Genomic DNA, 17,318 nt, shown 5'->3' on the forward strand with positions numbered 1-17,318 from the left:
CGGGGCCATGATGTGTCTTGTCCCGGCGGTTCACTACAAATGCGGCTAAAGAGGTCGTCAGCCGCGCATCTCCGACTCCGCGCCTCGCCGACACCATTTAGCTGCCCAGTCATAAGGCGGAACGAATGGAATCGATCGGCATCGTCGCTCCACAGACCATGCACTTCGCCGAACCGCTGCGCTTGCAAAGCGGCAGCGCGCTCGGCAACTATCAGCTCGTCGTCGAGACGTACGGCGAGCTCAACGCCGCGCGCTCGAACGCGGTGCTCGTCTGCCACGCGCTCAACGCGTCGCATCACGTCGCCGGCGTCTATGCGGACGATCCGCGCAGCACCGGCTGGTGGGACAACATGGTCGGCCCGGGCAAGCCGCTCGACACCAACCGCTTCTTCGTGATCGGCGTGAACAACCTCGGCTCGTGTTTCGGCTCGACCGGCCCGATGAGCATCGATCCGTCGACCGGCAAGCCGTACGGCGCGCGCTATCCGGTGGTCACCGTCGAGGACTGGGTGCACGCGCAGGCGCGCGTCGCCGACGCGTTCGGCATCGAGCGCTTCGCCGCCGTGATGGGCGGCAGCCTCGGCGGAATGCAGGCGCTCGCGTGGAGCCTGATGTATCCGGAGCGCGTCGCGCACTGCATCGACATCGCGTCGACGCCGAAGCTGTCCGCGCAGAACATCGCGTTCAACGAGGTCGCGCGCTCGGCGATCCTGTCCGATCCCGACTTCCACGGCGGCGACTACTACGCGCACGGCGTGAAGCCGAAGCGCGGCCTGCGCGTCGCGCGGATGATCGGCCACATCACGTATCTTTCGGACGACGACATGGCCGAGAAATTCGGCCGCGCGCTGCGCCGCGCCGACGGGGCGCTCGACGCGTACAACTTCAGCTTCGACGTCGAATTCGAGGTCGAGTCGTACCTGCGCTACCAGGGCGACAAGTTCGCCGACTACTTCGACGCGAATACCTACCTGCTGATCACGCGCGCGCTCGACTACTTCGACCCGGCGAAGGCGTTCGACGGCAACCTGACCGCCGCGCTCGCGCACACGCAAGCGAAATACCTGATCGCGAGCTTCTCGACCGACTGGCGCTTCGCGCCCGCGCGTTCGCGCGAGATCGTGAAGGCGCTGCTCGACAACAAGCGCACGGTCAGCTACGCGGAGATCGACGCGCCGCACGGCCACGACGCGTTCCTGCTCGACGACGCGCGCTATCACAACCTGATCCGCGCGTATTACGAACGAATCGCCAACGAGGTGGGCGCATGAACCAGCAAGCGCTGAATTCCCTGTCCGCGCGCGCGGACTTCCGCACGATCGCACGCTGGGTCGAGCCGCGCTCGACCGTGCTCGACCTCGGCTGCGGCGACGGCTCGCTGCTCGCGCTGCTGATGGAGGAGCTGGACGTCACCGGCTACGGGATCGAACTGAACGACGCGGGCGTGCTCGCGAGCGCGAAGAACGGCATCAACGTGATCCAGCAGAACCTCGAGGACGGCCTGCGCCTGTTCGAGGACCACAGCTTCGACATCGCGATCCTGTCGCAAACGCTGCAGACGATCCACCAGACGGCCGCGATCCTGCGCGAAACGGCGCGCGTCGGCCGCGAGTGCATCGTGTCGTTCCCGAACTTCGGCTACTGGCCGCACCGGCTGTCGGTGCTGCACGGCCGGATGCCCGTGTCGAAATCGCTGCCGTACCAGTGGCACAACACGCCGAACGTGCGCGTGCTGACGATCAAGGATTTCGAGGCGCTCGCACCCGAAGTCGGCGTCACGATCCTCGACCGCGTCGTGCTGCACGAAGGCCAGCCGATTCGATGGGGAGCGAACTGGCGTGGTAGTCTTGCTGTCTACCGCGTCAAGCGCAGCTGAGCCGGGGGGCCGTTGACGGACGCCGGGCCTGGCCCGCGCTGCTCCCCCCGCCGCGCGCTGCCGCCGCAATCAGTCAACGCTACCCAGTTCCAGTCCATGTCGAAAACGCCACACGAGGCGCCCGCACTCACCGCTCACGAGGATCACCCCGGCTGGCGAGCCTATCTGAACACGCACATGCTGATCTGCGTGTTCCTGGGTTTCACGTCGGGCCTGCCGCTGTTCACGCTCGTCTACCTCGTGCAGGCATGGCTGCGCTCCGAGGGCGTGAACCTGAAGGAAATCGGCCTGTTCGCGCTGATCCAGTTCCCATATACGTGGAAGTTCCTGTGGGCGCCGCTGATGGACCGCTACCTCCCGCGCCTGCCCGGCTGGCAGCCGGGCAGGCGGCGCGGCTGGATGCTGCTCACGCAGGTGCTGGTCGCGGGCGCGATCGCCGCGCTCGGCTTCGTGTCGCCGCGCGATTCGATCTGGACGGTTGCCGCGCTCACGACGCTCGTCGCGTTCTTCGGCGCGAGCTCCGACATCGTGATCGACGCGTACCGCCGCGAGCTGCTGCGCGACACCGAGCAGGGCCTCGGCAACGCGGTGCACGTGAACGCGTACAAGCTCGCCGCGCTGATCCCCGGCTCGCTGGCGCTGATCCTGTCCGATCACATGCCGTGGGACGTCGTGTTCGCGATTACCGGCGCGTTCATGCTGCCGGGCATCCTGATGACGCTCGTCGTGCGCGAGCCCGAAGTGGTCGGCGCACCGCCGCGCAACCTGCGCGACGCGATCGTGCTGCCGTTTCGCGAATTCATCCAGCGCGACGGCTGGACCGGCGCGCTGCTCGTCATCGCGTTCATCTTCCTGTTCAAGATCGGCGACACGATGGCGACCACGCTGTCGACGTCGTTCTTCCTCGACATCGGCTTCACGCGCACCGAGATCGGCATCGTCGCGAAAACCACCGCGCTCGTCGCGAGCGTCGCCGGCGGCATCATCGGCGGCATCTGGCTCGTGAAGATCGGCATCGGCCGCGGGCTGTGGATCTTCGGCGCGCTGCAGATGGTGTCGACGCTCGGCTTCGCGTGGCTCGCGCAGCTCGGCCCCGGTTCGCCCGTGCTCGCGGTGCTCTACGACTTCACCGTTTCGGCGAGCCATGCGATCGCATCGGCGCTGTCGGTGTTCGGCATTGCCGTCGCGCCGCAATTCAGCCCGATGACGGTCGCGCTCGCGATCGTCTACGGCGTCGAAACCTTCACGACGGGCCTGACGATGGCCGCGTTCGTCGCGTATATCGCCAGCACGACCGACCTGCGCTACACGGCCACGCAGTTCGCGCTGTTCACGAGCCTCGCATCGGTGCCGCGCACGCTCGCATCGGCCGCGAGCGGCTTCATCGTCGCGAAGATCGGCTGGTTCGACTACTTCATCGTGTGCACCGCGCTCGCGATTCCCGGCATGCTGCTGCTGTTCAGGATCGCGCCGTGGAACGGTGCCGCACGCAACGGCGAGGCCAGCCGTGCTCAGTAACCGCCTGCACCGCGTCGCGCGCGTTGCGGCTTCGCTGAGCGTCGGTGCCGCGGCACTCGCCGCGGGGTTCGCGCACGCGGCCGACGCCGGCGCGACCGCGGCGGGCTCCGCGCCGGCCGCTGCGCAGGCAACGTCATCCACGCCGGCGACTTCGGCCGCGCCCGTCCCGCCGTCCGCCGCCGAAGCCGCGCAGCCGACCGGCGCCGCCGTGTCGGCGAAGGCGTATACGCCGACGCCGCAGCAAGTTCGCTACGGCAACGAGATCGCGTTCCGCACGCTGCTTCCGTCGCCGCTGCTCGAGCAGCTCACCGGGAACGAATACGCGCAGATCGTGCAGGCGGCCGCCGACAGCAACCGTCTGCTCGGCGCGAACCAGCCGCGCGTGAAGCGTCTGCGCGCGATCGTCGCGAAGCTCGCGCCGTATTCGGTGAAGTGGAACGATCGCGTGAAGAACTGGGCGTGGGACGTCAACGCGATCCGCTCGCGCGACATCCGCCTGACTTGCCTGCCTGGCGGCAAGGTGCTCGTGTACGGCGGCCTGCTCGAGCGCATCCGCCTGAACGACGACGAGCTCGGCGTGCTGCTCGCGCACGGCATCGCGCACGCGCTGCGCGAACACGCGCGCAGCAACTTCAGCGCAACCTCGCAGACGTCGCTGCGCGCGGCTACGCTGCCGCCGCTGTTCGGCGTCGGCGATCCGCTGCCGCAGGCACTGAACCTCGGCGAGCGCCTGCAGGCGCTCCACTACGATCCGACCGACGAGACCGAAGCCGACGTGATCGGCGGCGACATCGCCGCACGCGCGGGCTTCGATCCGCGCGCGGCGATCACGCTGTGGGACAAGCTCGCGGTCGCGACACGCGCGAACAAGGCGTCGGGCTTCATCTACACGCACCCATACAGCACGGCCCGGCGCCAGGATCTGCTGAACCGCCTGCCGGACTTGATGCCGCTGTACGCGAAGGCTACGGCCAAGCGCATCGACACGCTGCCCGACTACGCGGGCATCAGCGCGCAACGACGCAAGATCGTGCGGCGCTGAGCGGCGCGCGACGCCGACCGTTTATGCGCCGACGTCCGCCGCGGCCGGCTTGGCCGACGCTGCGCCCGCCGGACGGCTGCCGCTCTCGCGCATCCAGCGCACTTCGTCACCCGGGCTGCGGCCGAACAGCCGCTTGAACTCGCGGCTGAACTGCGACGCGCTCGCATAACCGACACGGGCAGCGGCCGTGCCGGCGCCGACTCCGTCCTGCACCATCATCAGCCGCGCCTGGTGCAGCCGCGCGGCCTTCACGTACTGCATCGGCGACGTCGCCGTCACGTGCTTGAACTGCGCGTGGAACACCGCGAGGCTCATCCCGGCCTCGCGCGCGAGCGTCTCGACGTCGAGGTCGGCCTTCAGGTCGACGTGAATGCGCCGCAGCGCTTTCGCGATGCGGCCGAAGTGATGCTGCTGCACGAGCGCCGCGCGGATCGCGTCGCCCTGCGCGCCCGTCAGCACGCGATACGCGATCTCGCGCATGATTGCCGGCCCCAGCACGCGCGTGTCGTGCGGCGACGCGAGCGCTTCGAGCAGCCGCACCACCGCGTCGGCCAGCGGCGCGTCGAGCGGCGTCGAATAGACGCCGAGCGGCTCGCTGGCGGCCGCGCCGAGCGTCTCGTCGAGCAGGATCGCGAGCTCGGCGATCACCGCGAGATCGACGCGGATCGAGATCGCGAGAAACGGCTCGTCCATGCTCGCGAAGGTCTCGCATTCGAACGGTAGCGGCACCGACAGCACGAGATACTGCTGCGCGTCGTAGACGAACGAGCGGTCGCCGAGATAGCCGAGCTTGCGCCCCTGGCACACGACGATGATGCTCGGTTCGTACAGCACGGGCATGCGCGGCACGGGACGGCTCACGCGGATGAAGCGCACGCCGTCGAGCGCCGCGAGCGTGTCGCCCTCGTTCGGCGCGAGGCGCGTGTGCAGCTCGATCATGCGGCGCTGCACGCGCTCGCCCGTGTCGGCGAAAAGGGGCTGGAAGCTCATCGGCGTGGTCCTGTCCGGAAGAGAATCTGGCTCGAAATGTAGCACCTTGAATACGTTTTGACGGCCGTTCGCGTGCAATTCGAGAGGAATAGGCAAATCTTCCAGACCTTCGTGTATTTCGCCGCGGCGCCGCGCTCCTTACGATGACGTCCTGCCTCGCCGCATCGCCACATGATGCGACGGCAGTCTGTTTCGCCGGATATCCATCCCGGACAAGGAGCCCCCTGCATGAGCACAACCTATGCCTACGCGGCGACCGATTCGCAATCGCCGCTCGCCCCGTTCGAATTCCAGCGTCGCGCGCTGCGCGATCTCGACGTCCAGATCGACGTCCTCTATTGCGGCGTCTGCCACTCGGACCTGCACCAGGCCCGCAACGAATGGCGCAACACGATCTATCCGGTCGTGCCGGGCCATGAAATCGTCGGCCGCGTGACCGCGACCGGCTCGCAGGTATCGCGCTTCAAGGTCGGCGAGCTGGTCGGCGTCGGTTGCCTCGTCGATTCGTGCCGCACCTGCGCGAGCTGCGCCGACGGCCTCGAGCAGTATTGCGAGAACGGCTTCGTCGGCACCTACAACGGCCAGGATCGCGTGACGGGCGACATCACGTACGGCGGCTATTCGACGCAGCTCGTCGTCGACGAGGCGTTCGTGCTGCGCGTGCCGGAGACGCTCGACCCGGCCGGCGCCGCGCCGCTGCTGTGCGCGGGGATCACGACCTACTCGCCGCTGCGGCAGTGGAACGTCGGCCCCGGCAAGAAGGTCGGCATCGTCGGCCTCGGCGGGCTCGGTCACATGGGCGTGAAGCTGGCGCGTGCGATGGGCGCGCACGTCGTGCTGTTCACGACATCGCCGTCGAAGATCGACGACGGCAAGCGCGTCGGCGCGCACGAAGTCGTGATCTCGAAGGACGCAGCGCAGATGAACGCGCACCTAAACAGCTTCGACTTCATCCTGAACACGGTCGCCGCGCAGCACGACCTGAACCCGTTCCTGAACCTGCTGAAGCGCGACGGCACGATGACGCTCGTCGGCGCACCGGAGCACGACCATCCGTCGCCGCAGGTGTTCAACCTGATCTTCAAGCGCCGCCGCCTCGCGGGCTCGCTGATCGGCGGGATCGCGGAGACGCAGGAAATGCTCGACTTCTGCGCGCAGCACGGGATCACGTCGGATATCGAAACGATTCCGATGCAGCAGATCAACGCAGCCTACGAGCGGATGCTGAAGAGCGACGTGAAGTACCGGTTCGTGATCGACATGGCGTCGATCAAGCACTGAGCGTTGCCGGGCGGCATGCACGATCGCCGCGCCGAAGCAAAAACGAAACGGGCCGCATGTTCGACATGCGGCCCGTTCTGCATCCGGCGACCGGACGGTTCGATAGCTACGCGCATTGCGTAGCGCCGGCGGTCACTTCTTGTAGTCGTAGTCCACCGTCAGCGGCGCATGATCGCTGAACTTGATGTCCTTGAAGATCGACGTGCTCTTCGCGGTACCGGCCACGCCCGGCGTCGCGATCTGGTAGTCGATCCGCCACCCGACGTTCTTCGCGTACGCCTGGCCGCGGTTGCTCCACCACGTGTACTGCTCGGGGCGCTGGTCGAGCGTGCGGAACACGTCGACATAACCGACATCGTCGAACAGCTTCGTGAGCCACTCGCGTTCCTCCGGCAGGCAGCCCGAGTTCTTCTGGTTGCTCTTCCAGTTCTTGATGTCGATTTCCTTGTGGACGATGTTCACGTCGCCGCACAGGATCACTTCGCGCTTCTTCTTGAGCTGGGCGAGGTGCGGCATGAACTCGTCCATGAAGCGGTACTTCGCCTGCTGGCGCTCTTCGCCGCTCGAGCCGGACGGCACGTACACCGACACGACCGACAGCTTGCCGTAGCGCGCCTCGACGTAGCGCCCCTCGGAATCGAATTCGCTGCTTCCGAAACCGATGATCACGTCGTCGGGCTCGTGGCGGCTGTACACGCCCGCGCCGCTGTAGCCCTTCTTCTCGGCGTGGTGGAAATAGCTCCTGAAGCCGTGCGGCTCGACGAATTCGGTCGGCAGGTCGTCGGCCGATACCTTGATTTCCTGCACGCACACGCAATCGGCGTTCTGCTCGCCGAGCCAGTCGAAGAAGCCCTTCTTCGCGGCGGAGCGGATGCCGTTCAGGTTGGCGGTAATCACTCGCATCATGTCGGGTTCCGTTCAGTTCGATGTTTTACAGGGTGGCAGCTTAGCGGATCTTCACGCCTTCGAGCTCGGGCTTCGGCGGCGGGAATTCCAGCTTCATGTCGGTCATCGTGCGCAGCAGCAGCTCGGCGATCATCACGTTGCGATGCGTCTTCGAGTCCGCCGGGATCACGTACCACGGCGCATGCTCGGCCGACGTCGCGGCGAGCGCGTCGCGGTACGCGGACTGGTACGCGTCCCAGTGCTTGCGCGCGTCGAGATCGGAGATGTCGAACTTCCAGTGCTTGGTCGGATCGTCGATGCGCGCCTGCAGCCGCGCGCGCTGCTCGTCCTTCGAGATGTGCAGGAAGCACTTGATGATCGTCGTGCCGTTCTCGGAGAGCATTGTCTCGAAATCGCGGATCTGCCGGTAGCGGCGCTCGCATTCCTTGCTGTCGATCGTGTCGAGCACGCGCGGCACGAGCACGTCTTCATAGTGGCTGCGATTGAAGATCGCGAGCTCGCCCGCGGCCGGCACCTGCGCGTGCACGCGCCACAGGAAATCGTGCACGGCTTCGATCGGCGTCGGCGCCTTGAACGACACGACGCGCAGGCCGAGCGGATCGACCTCGCGGAACACCGCGCGCACGGTGCCGTCCTTGCCGCTGGTATCCATCCCCTGCAGCACGAGCAGCACGCGCTTCTGCTGCTGCGTGTGCAGGCGCTCCTGCTGCACGTCGAGTTCGATCGACACGGCCGACAGCCGTTCGCGATCGGCATCCTTCGAACCGGACGAGAACGGCTTCGCGGCCGGGTCGAACGCATCGAGCTTGAATGCGGCGGCTTCCTTCTCGCGCGTGCTGTACGGCACGCGGAAATCGTCGAGCGACGGTTGTTTCGCCATTCGTTCCTCCGTTGGGCGGTGTGATGCATACGATAACGCATCCACCAAACGCGACGGGCCGCCCCGAACAGGTTCGGGGCGGCCCGTCGTCAAGCGCGGCTCACGCGCGCGATCATGTTCAGCCGAGCTTCTTCTTCAGCAGTTCGTTGACCTGCTGCGGATTGGCCTTGCCCTTCGTCGCCTTCATCGCCTGGCCGATCAGCGCGTTGAACGCCTTTTCCTTGCCCGCGCGGAATTCCTCGACCGACTTCGCGTTCGCCGCGAGCACCTCGTCGATGATCGCTTCCAGCGCGCCGGTGTCGGAGATCTGCTTCAGCCCCTTCGCGTCGATGATGCGGTCGGCCGCGCCTTCGTCGTCCGCCTTCTCGTCCCAGATCGTCGAGAAGATTTCCTTCGCGATCTTGTTCGAGATCGTGCCGTCGGCGATGCGCTGCAGCACAAGTGCAAGCTGGGCCGCCGACACCGGAATCGCGTCGATCTCGATGCCGTCGCGGTTCAGCTGCGACGACACGTCGCCCATCAGCCAGTTCGCGGCGATCTTCGCGTTCGCCGCGCCGGCCTTCGCGACCACGGCCTCGAAATACGCGGCCATCGCCTTGCTCGACGTCAGCACGCCCGCGTCGTACGCGGACACGCCATACTGCTCGACGAAGCGCTGCTGCATCGCGGCCGGCAGTTCGGGCATCCCGGACTGCACGCGCTCGATCCAGTCCTGGCCGATCACGAGCGGCATCAGGTCGGGGTCGGGGAAGTAGCGGTAGTCGTGCGCGTCTTCCTTGCTGCGCATCGAACGCGTCTCGCGCTTGTCCGGGTCATAGAGCCGGGTTTCCTGCACGACTTCGCCGCCGTCCTCGATCAGCTCGATCTGGCGGCGCACTTCGTAGTTGATCGCTTCCTCGAGGAACCGGAACGAGTTCAGGTTCTTGATTTCCGCGCGCGTGCCGAACTTCTCCTGGCCGACCGGGCGCACCGACACGTTCGCGTCGCACCGGAACGAGCCTTCCTGCATGTTGCCGTCGCAGATGCCGAGCCATACGACAAGCGCGTGCAGCGCCTTCGCATAGGCCACGGCTTCGGCCGCGCTGCGCATTTCCGGTTCGGTGACGATCTCGAGCAGCGGCGTGCCGGCGCGGTTCAGGTCGATCCCCGTCATCCCGGCGAAGTCTTCATGCAGCGACTTGCCCGCATCTTCCTCGAGGTGCGCGCGGGTCAGGTTGACCGTCTTCTCGTACGCTTCCTTGCCGGCCTTTTCGTTGGCGGGCACCTGGATCGTGATCTGGCCGCCCTGCACGACCGGAATCTCGTACTGGCTGATCTGATAGCCCTTCGGCAGATCGGGGTAGAAATAATTCTTGCGCGCGAAGATGCTGCGCGGCGCGATGGTCGAGCCGATCGCGAGACCGAAGCGGATCGCGCGTTCGACCGCGCCGCGGTTCAGCACCGGCAGCACGCCCGGCAGCGCCAGGTCCACCGGGCAGGCCTGCGTGTTCGGCTCAGCGCCGAACTGCGTCGACGCGCCCGAGAAAATCTTGGAGACGGTCGACAGTTGCGCGTGCGTCTCGAGACCGATAACGACTTCCCATTGAGTCATGGTGCTTATACTCCCGCCGGAACTTGCTTGTGCCAGTCGGTCGCGCGCTGGAACGCGTCGGCGACCTGCAGCATCCGGGCTTCGTTGAAATAGTTGCCGATGATCTGCAGGCCGACCGGGCGCTTCGCGTTCGCGCCCACGCCGAAGCCGCACGGCACGCTCATGCCGGGCAGACCGGCGAGGCTCACCGACAGCGTGTAGATATCCGCGAGATACATCTGCACCGGATCGTCGCCCTTCGCGCCGAGATCCCATGCGACCGTTGGCGATGCCGGGCCCATGATCACGTCGCAGGACTCGAACGCTTCCTGGAAATCCTGCGCGATGATGCGGCGGATCTTCTGCGCCTGCAGGTAGTACGCGTCGTAGTAGCCGTGCGACAGCACGTACGCGCCGACGAGAATCCGGCGCTTCACCTCGGGGCCGAAGCCTTCGGCGCGCGACTTCTTGTACATGTCGAGCAGGTCGCCGTACTGCGCGGCGCGATGGCCGAAGCGCACGCCGTCGAAACGCGACAGGTTCGACGACGCCTCGGCCGGCGCGATCACGTAGTACACGGGGATCGACAGTTCCGTCTTCGGCAGCGATACGGGCACGAGCGTCGCGCCGAGCGCTTCATATTGCTTCAGTGCCGCGTCGATCGCCGCGCGCACGTCGTCGGCGAGACCGTCGCCGAAATACTCGTTCGGCAAGCCGATGCGCAGGCCCGCGAGCGGCTTGCCCGCATCGTTGCCGGCCGCCCACGGCTGGCCGAGGTGGCGCGTGAAATCCTCGTCGTCGCGCTCGAGGCTCGTCGAGTCGCGCTCGTCGAAACCGGCCATCGCGTTGAGCAGCAGCGCGCAGTCGGACGCGCTCTGCGCCATCGGGCCGCCCTGGTCGAGCGACGACGCGAACGCGATCATCCCGTAGCGCGACACACGGCCGTAAGTCGGCTTGATGCCCGTCACGCCCGCGAACGACGCGGGCTGGCGGATCGAGCCGCCGGTGTCGGTGCCGGTCGCGGCCGGCGCGAGGCGCGCGGCGACGGCAGCCGAGCTGCCGCCCGAGCTGCCGCCCGGCACCGCGTTCGTGTCCCACGGGTTCTTCACCGCGCCGAACGCCGAATTCTCGTTCGACGAGCCCATCGCGAACTCGTCCATGTTGGTCTTGCCGAGCGTGACCATGCCGGCCGCCTGCAGGCGGGCGACGACGGTCGCGTCGAACGGGCTTTCATAGTTTGCGAGCATCTTCGAGCCGGCGGTCGAGCGCCAGCCGCGCGTGACGAACACATCCTTGTGCGCGATCGGCAGGCCGGTCAGCGCGCCGCCCGCGCCGCGCGCGAGTTCGGCATCGGCGGCTTTCGCCTGCGCGAGGGTCAGATCGGCGTCGACGTGGACGAACGCGTTCAGGCCGCGCGCGGCGTCGATCCGTTTCAGGTAGTGCTGCGCGAGCTCGACGGCCGAGCATTCCTTGGCGGCGAGCGCGGCGCGCAGTTCGGTCAGGCTTTTTGCGTGCATTGAGTGGTTTTCCTGGGAATTCTGGGTGGCGCGCGGCGCTGGCCGGCGCGCTTGTCGTCGAATGCTTACTCGATCACCTTCGGCACGAGATAGAGACCGTCCTGGACGGCCGGCGCCGGGCGCTGGTTGTCGTCGCGATGGACGATTTCCGTCACGGCGTCGTCGCGCAGGCGCTGCGCGACTTCCTGGATCTGTTCGATCGGGTGGGCGAGCGGCGCGATGCCGGCGGTGTCGACCGCCTGCATCTGCTCGACGAGGCCGAAGAATTCATTGAGCTGGCCGAGCATGTGCTCGGCGTCGGCGTCGGCCATTTCGAGTCGCGCCAGGTGCGCGATGCGTTTCACATCGGTCAGGGTCAGGGCCATGCGATCACCGGAAAAAACAAGGCTGCGCAGCGCATTGAAAGCAGCGCTGCTGCGGGGGGTTGGAGGGTGCGATCCCACCCTCAAAAATCGGGACCGAAGCGGCAAAAATACCGCCCGTTTCGATTCAAATACCGTGAAATTATAAGGTATCATTACGCGTTCGACCCAAACCCGGCAGCCTTTTCCCGCACCGTTTCGCCCCACTTCGGCAAGCCGTGCGTGCTTCGTGCGATCCCCGGTAGACATCACTCGCAGCTTCGTGCGCCGCGGCGGCCGCTTCCGCCACGCTTCCCGAGGCTGTTATTTTTTCCGCTGCCCGCCCTCAGCGTTCGCTATGCAGGGCCGGCCCAGAGCGAAACAGGATTCTGAATGTTCGGTTTTTTGCGCAGCTACTTCTCCAACGATCTCGCGATCGATCTCGGCACCGCAAACACCCTGATCTACATGCGCGGCAAGGGCATCGTGCTCGATGAACCGTCCGTCGTGTCGATTCGTCAGGAAGGCGGCCCCAACGGCAAGAAGACGATCCAGGCGGTCGGCAAGGAAGCCAAGCAGATGCTCGGCAAGGTGCCGGGCAACATCGAGGCGATTCGCCCGATGAAGGACGGCGTGATTGCCGACTTCACCGTCACCGAGCAGATGATCAAGCAGTTCATCAAGACGGCGCACGAGTCGCGCATGTTCTCGCCGTCGCCGCGCATCATCATCTGCGTGCCGTGCGGTTCGACCCAGGTCGAGCGCCGCGCGATCAAGGAAGCCGCGCACGGCGCCGGCGCATCGCAGGTCTACCTGATCGAGGAGCCGATGGCGGCCGCGATCGGCGCGGGCCTGCCTGTATCGGAAGCCACCGGCTCGATGGTCGTCGACATCGGCGGCGGCACGACGGAAGTCGGCGTGATCTCGCTCGGCGGCATCGTGTACAAGGGCTCGGTGCGCGTCGGCGGCGACAAGTTCGACGAAGCGATCGTCAACTACATCCGCCGCAACTACGGGATGCTGATCGGCGAACAAACGGCCGAGGCGATCAAGAAGGAAATCGGCTCCGCGTTCCCGGGCTCCGAAGTCAAGGAAATGGAAGTGAAGGGCCGCAACCTGTCGGAAGGCATTCCGCGCAGCTTCACGATCTCCAGCAACGAAATCCTCGAAGCGCTGACCGATCCGCTGAACCAGATCGTGTCGTCGGTGAAGATCGCGCTCGAACAGACGCCGCCGGAACTCGGCGCCGACATCGCCGAACGCGGGATGATGCTGACGGGCGGCGGCGCGCTGCTGCGCGATCTCGACCGCCTGCTCGCCGAAGAAACCGGCCTGCCGGTGCTCGTCGCGGAAGATCCGCTCACCTGCGTCGTGCGCGGTTCGGGCATGGCGCTCGAGCGCATGGACAAGCTGGGCAGCATCTTCTCGTACGAGTGATCGTCTAAGCTGTTTCGTTGATATGACGCACCCGCGGCGTGGCCGGATCGCTCGTTTAGAACGAACCGCCACGCCGTTTGCGCGTCTGAGCATCATTTAACCGATCACACGCGCCCGGCGCCGACCATGGAATACAGTCCGCCGCCCCTCTTCAAGCAAGGTCCGCCCGCGCTCGCGCGGCTCATCTTCTTCGTTGCCCTCGCCATCGCGCTCCTCGTGTCGGACGCGCGCTTCAGCACGCTCGAAATCCTGCGCGGCGTGCTCGGCACCGTGCTCTATCCGCTGCAGCGCGCGGCGCTCGTGCCGCGCGACCTGTTCATGGGCGCGGCCGACATCGCCGTCACCGGCTCGTCGCTGCGCCACGAGAACGACGACCTCCGCAAACGCAACCTGCAACTGTCGACGCAAGCCAACCAGGCCGCCGTGCTCGCGCAGGAAAACATGCACCTGCGCGCGGTGCTCGAGCTGCGCCAGCACATCGCGACGCAATCGACGCCGGTCGAGATCCAGTACGACACGAGCGATCCGTTCACGCAGAAGATCGTGGTCGGGCAAGGTTCGCAGCAGGGCATCCAGAACGGCGCGCCCGTGGTCAGCGAGGACGGCGTGGTCGGCCAGGTCACGCGTGTGTTCCCGCTGCAGTCCGAAGTCACGCTGGTCACCGACCGCGATCTCGCGATTCCGGTGCAGGTGCTGCGCACCGGACTGCGCAGCGTGATCTACGGCACGCCGAAGGGCGATTCGCTCGACCTGCGCTTCGTGCCGACGAGCGCGGATCTCGTCGTCGGCGACGAGCTCGTCACGAGCGGCCTCGACGGCGTCTATCCGCCCGGCCTGCCGGTCGCGAAGGTCGCGCGCGTCGACAAGCTCGCCGATACCGCATTCGCACGCGTGACGTGCGCGCCGGTCGCGGCCGTGCGCGGCGCGCGCCAGATGCTCGTGCTGCATTACCAGAACGACATCCCGCCGCGCCCGGTCGAGCTCGAACCGGCCGCCGACAAGAACGCGAAGGGCGGCAAGAAGGGCGCGAAAGCCGCCGCGAAGGGCGAGAAAGCCGACAAGGCCGACGCGAACGCAAAGCCGGCCGCCGCCGCCCAGCCCGGCGCGAAGCCCGCGCCGGCTGCGCCCGCCACTCCCGGCAAGCCCGACGCCGCGCCCGCGAAGCCCTCGGCCGGGCAACCAGGAGCCCAGCGATGAACCGCCCGCAATACATCCTGCAGCCGGTCAATCCGTACTTCATCGTCTTCAGCCTCGCCGCCGCGTTCCTGCTGAACCTGATGCCGTGGGGCCGCCTGCCCGGCGTGCCCGACTTCGTCGCGCTCGTGCTGCTGTTCTGGAACATCCACCAGCCGCGCAAGGTCGGGATGGGCGTCGCGTTCGCGCTCGGCATCCTGATGGACGTGCATGACGCGGGGCTGCTCGGCGAGCACGCGCTCGCCTATACGCTGCTGTCGTACGGTGCGATCACGATCCACCGCCGCGTGCTGTGGATGCCGATCGGCGTGCAGGTGCTGTATGTCACGCCGCTGCTCGTCGTCGCGCAGCTCGTGCCGTTCGTGATCCGTCTCTTGATGGGCGCCGCGTTCCCGGGCTGGCGCTACCTGGTCGACGGCTTCGTCGAAGCCGCGCTGTGGCCGATCGCGAGCCACCTGCTGCTGATGCCGCAACGTCGCCCGGTCGATCCGGACGACACGCGCCCCATCTGAGCCGGACGACCGTGAATACCCGCCGCCCCCAAACCCGCCGCGCGCCGCGCTCCGGGGCGGCACCTCGCCCGCCCGCGCGCGGGTCGGATAGACGCTCAACCGCATGACCGAATTCAACGACACCCAACAGCAGCTCTCGAAGTTCCGCCTGCGCGTCGCGGCGGCGGGCGTGTTCGTGTTCGTCTGCTTCGGGCTGCTCGCGAGCCGCTTCTTCTACCTGCAGCTGATGCAGCACGGCAAATACGCGCTGCAGGCAGAGGAAAACCGCATCTCGGTTGCGCCAATCGTGCCGAACCGCGGGATCATCACCGACCGCAACGGCGTGATCCTCGCGAAGAACTATTCGGCGTACACGCTCGAGATCACGCCGTCGAAGCTCGACGACACGCTCGACAACACGATCGACAAGCTGTCCGAGATCATCCCGATCGACGCACGCGACCGCCGCCGCTTCAAGAAGCTGCAGGAAGACTCGAAGAACTTCGAGAGCCTGCCGATCCGCACGCGGCTCACCGACGCGGAAGTCGCGCGCTTCACCGCGCAGCGCTTCCGCTTCCCCGGCGTCGACGTGCGCGCGCGGCTGTTCCGCCAATATCCGCTCGGCACGACGGCCGCGCACGTGATCGGCTACATCGGCCGGATCTCGAAGCGCGACCAGGATCGCATCGACGCGATGAGCGACGACAACGACAGCGACCAGGAAAACTACGATCCGCGCCGCGACGCGAACAACTACAAGGGCACCGACTACATCGGCAAGATCGGCGTCGAGCAGAGCTACGAGACCGAGCTGCACGGGCTGACCGGCTTCGAGGAAGTCGAGGTGACGGCCGGCGGCCGGCCCGTGCGCACGCTGTCGCGCACGCAGGCGACGCCCGGCAACAACCTCGTGCTGTCGCTCGACATCGGGTTGCAGCAGGTTGCCGAGCAGGCGTTCGCCGGCAAGCGCGGCGCGCTCGTCGCGATCGAGCCGAAGACGGGCGACGTGCTCGCATTCGTGTCGTCGCCGAGCTTCGACCCGAATTCGTTCGTCGACGGCATCGACCAGCAGACCTGGGACGAGCTGAACAACTCGACCGACAAGCCGCTCCTGAACCGCCCGCTGCACGGCACCTACCCGCCCGGCTCGACGTACAAGCCGTTCATGGCGCTCGCGGGCCTGACGCTCGGCAAGCGCTCGCCGGGCTGGGGGTTCCAGGATCCCGGCTACTTCACGTTCGGCGGCCACACGTTCCGCAACGACGTGCGCTCGGGCCAGGGCTGGGTCGACATGAACAAGGCGATCATGGTGTCGAACGACACCTACTTCTACATGCTCGCGCGCGACCTCGGCGTGAACGCGATCGCGAACTTCATGAAGCCGTTCGGCTTCGGCCAGATCACCGGGATCGACATCCAGGGCGAGGCGCGCGGGATCCTGCCGTCGACCGACTGGAAGAAGAAGGCGTTCAAGAAGGCCGCGCAGCAGAAGTGGTTCGACGGCGAGACGATCAGCCTCGGGATCGGCCAGGGCTACAACTCGTTCACGATCCTGCAGCTCGCGCACGCAACCGCGACGCTCGCGAACAACGGCGTCGTGATGAAGCCCCACCTCGTGAAGGAAGTCGAGGATCCGATCACGCGCGGGCGCCGCCTGACCGTGCCGAAGGAAAGCGAAACGATCCCGCTCAAGCAGGCCGACATCGACGTCGTGAAGCGCGGGATGGAGAACGTGATCGAGAACCCGTCCGGCACCGCGTACAAGGTGTTCCGCGGCGCGCCGTATCTCGCCGCCGGCAAGACCGGTACCGCTCAGGTGTTCTCGCTGCAGGGCTCCAACTACAAGGGCCACCTGCTCGCCGAGCATCTGCGCGACCACGCGCTGTTCATCGCGTACGCGCCGGTCGACCATCCGCAGATCGCCTTGGCGCTGGTCGTCGAGAACGGCGGCTGGGGCGCGCAGGCCGCGGGCCCGATCGCGCGCCGCGTGCTCGACTTCTTCCTCGTCGAGCGCCAGAACCCGCAGAACGAAGCCGCGGCCGTGGCTGCCGCGGCGTCGGCGACCGAACCCGTGAATGCACCGGTGATCGGCGATGCGAACAAGCCCGCCGCCGTCGCGGCCGGCTTCAAGGCGCTGCCGCAGCCCGTCGTGCCGACCGCGGCCAGCGCGGCGGATGCGGCATCGGCCGCGTCGGCGCCCGATGCGTCGGGTGCGGCCGGTACAAACGCAGCGCAGCCGGCCAACGCGAGCGCCGCGGCGCCGATGGCCGCGAGC

At 66.9% G+C, this 17,318-nt stretch carries 15 protein-coding genes; 9 read left to right on the plus strand and 6 right to left on the minus strand.

The window, feature by feature from the left end:
* Positions 1-125 precede the first annotated feature (125 nt).
* The 4 genes from metX (at position 126) to ACNQQL_RS29120 (ending at position 4,436) form a co-directional block, all read left to right on the plus strand.
* Positions 126-1,271 (plus strand): homoserine O-succinyltransferase MetX, encoded by a 1,146-nt coding sequence (metX, locus tag ACNQQL_RS29105; RefSeq protein ID WP_347067509.1) that lies wholly within the window; start codon positions 126-128, stop codon positions 1,269-1,271.
* Entirely contained in the window at positions 1,268-1,876 is a 609-nt protein-coding gene (gene metW, locus ACNQQL_RS29110) for a methionine biosynthesis protein MetW (RefSeq protein ID WP_034179337.1), read from the plus strand. Before metX ends, metW begins: the two co-directional genes overlap by 4 nt.
* A gap of 96 nt (positions 1,877-1,972) precedes the next feature.
* Positions 1,973-3,394 carry an AmpG family muropeptide MFS transporter gene (locus tag ACNQQL_RS29115; protein ID WP_347067511.1) on the plus strand — a complete coding sequence of 474 codons (1,422 nt, stop codon included), beginning with the start codon at positions 1,973-1,975 and terminating at the stop codon, positions 3,392-3,394.
* The gene (locus ACNQQL_RS29120) at positions 3,384-4,436 is read left to right on the plus strand and encodes a M48 family metallopeptidase (RefSeq protein WP_347067513.1); all 1,053 of its coding nucleotides are present in this window, start codon (positions 3,384-3,386) and stop codon (positions 4,434-4,436) included. Before ACNQQL_RS29115 ends, ACNQQL_RS29120 begins: the two co-directional genes overlap by 11 nt.
* A gap of 21 nt (positions 4,437-4,457) precedes the next feature.
* Here the strand turns inward: ACNQQL_RS29120 and ACNQQL_RS29125 are convergent, their stop codons facing one another.
* Positions 4,458-5,426, minus strand: coding sequence for an AraC family transcriptional regulator (locus tag ACNQQL_RS29125; protein ID WP_310135724.1), 969 nt, complete (start codon positions 5,424-5,426; stop codon positions 4,458-4,460).
* A gap of 228 nt (positions 5,427-5,654) precedes the next feature.
* On the opposite strand from ACNQQL_RS29125, the gene ACNQQL_RS29130 reads away from it, so the two are divergent.
* Positions 5,655-6,707, plus strand: coding sequence for an NAD(P)-dependent alcohol dehydrogenase (locus tag ACNQQL_RS29130; protein ID WP_347067515.1), 1,053 nt, complete (start codon positions 5,655-5,657; stop codon positions 6,705-6,707).
* A 132-nt stretch (positions 6,708-6,839) separates the two neighbouring features.
* Here the strand turns inward: ACNQQL_RS29130 and ACNQQL_RS29135 are convergent, their stop codons facing one another.
* From ACNQQL_RS29135 to gatC, 5 genes are all read right to left on the minus strand, one after another.
* Positions 6,840-7,613, minus strand: coding sequence for an exodeoxyribonuclease III (locus ACNQQL_RS29135; protein WP_072437600.1), 774 nt, complete (start codon positions 7,611-7,613; stop codon positions 6,840-6,842).
* Positions 7,614-7,653: 40 nt separating this feature from the next.
* Positions 7,654-8,493: a polyphosphate kinase 2 family protein gene (locus ACNQQL_RS29140; protein WP_347067518.1), complete on the minus strand. Its 840-nt coding sequence runs from the start codon at positions 8,491-8,493 to the stop codon at positions 7,654-7,656.
* Positions 8,494-8,611: 118 nt separating this feature from the next.
* On the minus strand, positions 8,612-10,084 hold the full coding sequence (gene gatB / locus ACNQQL_RS29145; RefSeq protein ID WP_072437602.1) for an Asp-tRNA(Asn)/Glu-tRNA(Gln) amidotransferase subunit GatB: 1,473 nt from the start codon (positions 10,082-10,084) through the stop codon (positions 8,612-8,614).
* A gap of 5 nt (positions 10,085-10,089) precedes the next feature.
* Complete coding sequence (gatA, locus tag ACNQQL_RS29150; RefSeq protein WP_347067520.1) at positions 10,090-11,580, minus strand: Asp-tRNA(Asn)/Glu-tRNA(Gln) amidotransferase subunit GatA; 1,491 nt, start codon at positions 11,578-11,580, stop codon at positions 10,090-10,092.
* Between the two features lie 65 nt (positions 11,581-11,645).
* Positions 11,646-11,945, minus strand: a complete 300-nt coding sequence (gene gatC / locus ACNQQL_RS29155; RefSeq protein WP_072437604.1) for an Asp-tRNA(Asn)/Glu-tRNA(Gln) amidotransferase subunit GatC — start codon at positions 11,943-11,945, stop codon at positions 11,646-11,648.
* A gap of 369 nt (positions 11,946-12,314) precedes the next feature.
* Here gatC and ACNQQL_RS29160 point away from each other — a divergent pair, with 369 nt between their 5' ends.
* The 4 genes from ACNQQL_RS29160 to mrdA all read left to right on the plus strand — a co-directional run.
* Entirely contained in the window at positions 12,315-13,358 is a 1,044-nt protein-coding gene (locus ACNQQL_RS29160) for a rod shape-determining protein (RefSeq protein WP_004189550.1), read from the plus strand.
* Between the two features lie 126 nt (positions 13,359-13,484).
* Positions 13,485-14,555 carry a rod shape-determining protein MreC gene (mreC, locus tag ACNQQL_RS29165; RefSeq protein ID WP_347067523.1) on the plus strand — a complete coding sequence of 357 codons (1,071 nt, stop codon included), beginning with the start codon at positions 13,485-13,487 and terminating at the stop codon, positions 14,553-14,555.
* The gene (mreD, locus tag ACNQQL_RS29170) at positions 14,552-15,064 is read left to right on the plus strand and encodes a rod shape-determining protein MreD (RefSeq protein WP_006482567.1); all 513 of its coding nucleotides are present in this window, start codon (positions 14,552-14,554) and stop codon (positions 15,062-15,064) included. Before mreC ends, mreD begins: the two co-directional genes overlap by 4 nt.
* Before the next feature lie 103 nt (positions 15,065-15,167).
* A partial coding sequence (gene mrdA / locus ACNQQL_RS29175) for a penicillin-binding protein 2 (protein ID WP_347067525.1) occupies positions 15,168-17,318 on the plus strand: 2,151 nt, incomplete at its 3' end.

Source organism: Burkholderia sp. LFS061, assembly GCF_047978125.1.
In the GTDB taxonomy this organism is placed as follows: Bacteria; Pseudomonadota; Gammaproteobacteria; order Burkholderiales; family Burkholderiaceae; genus Burkholderia; species Burkholderia pyrrocinia_C.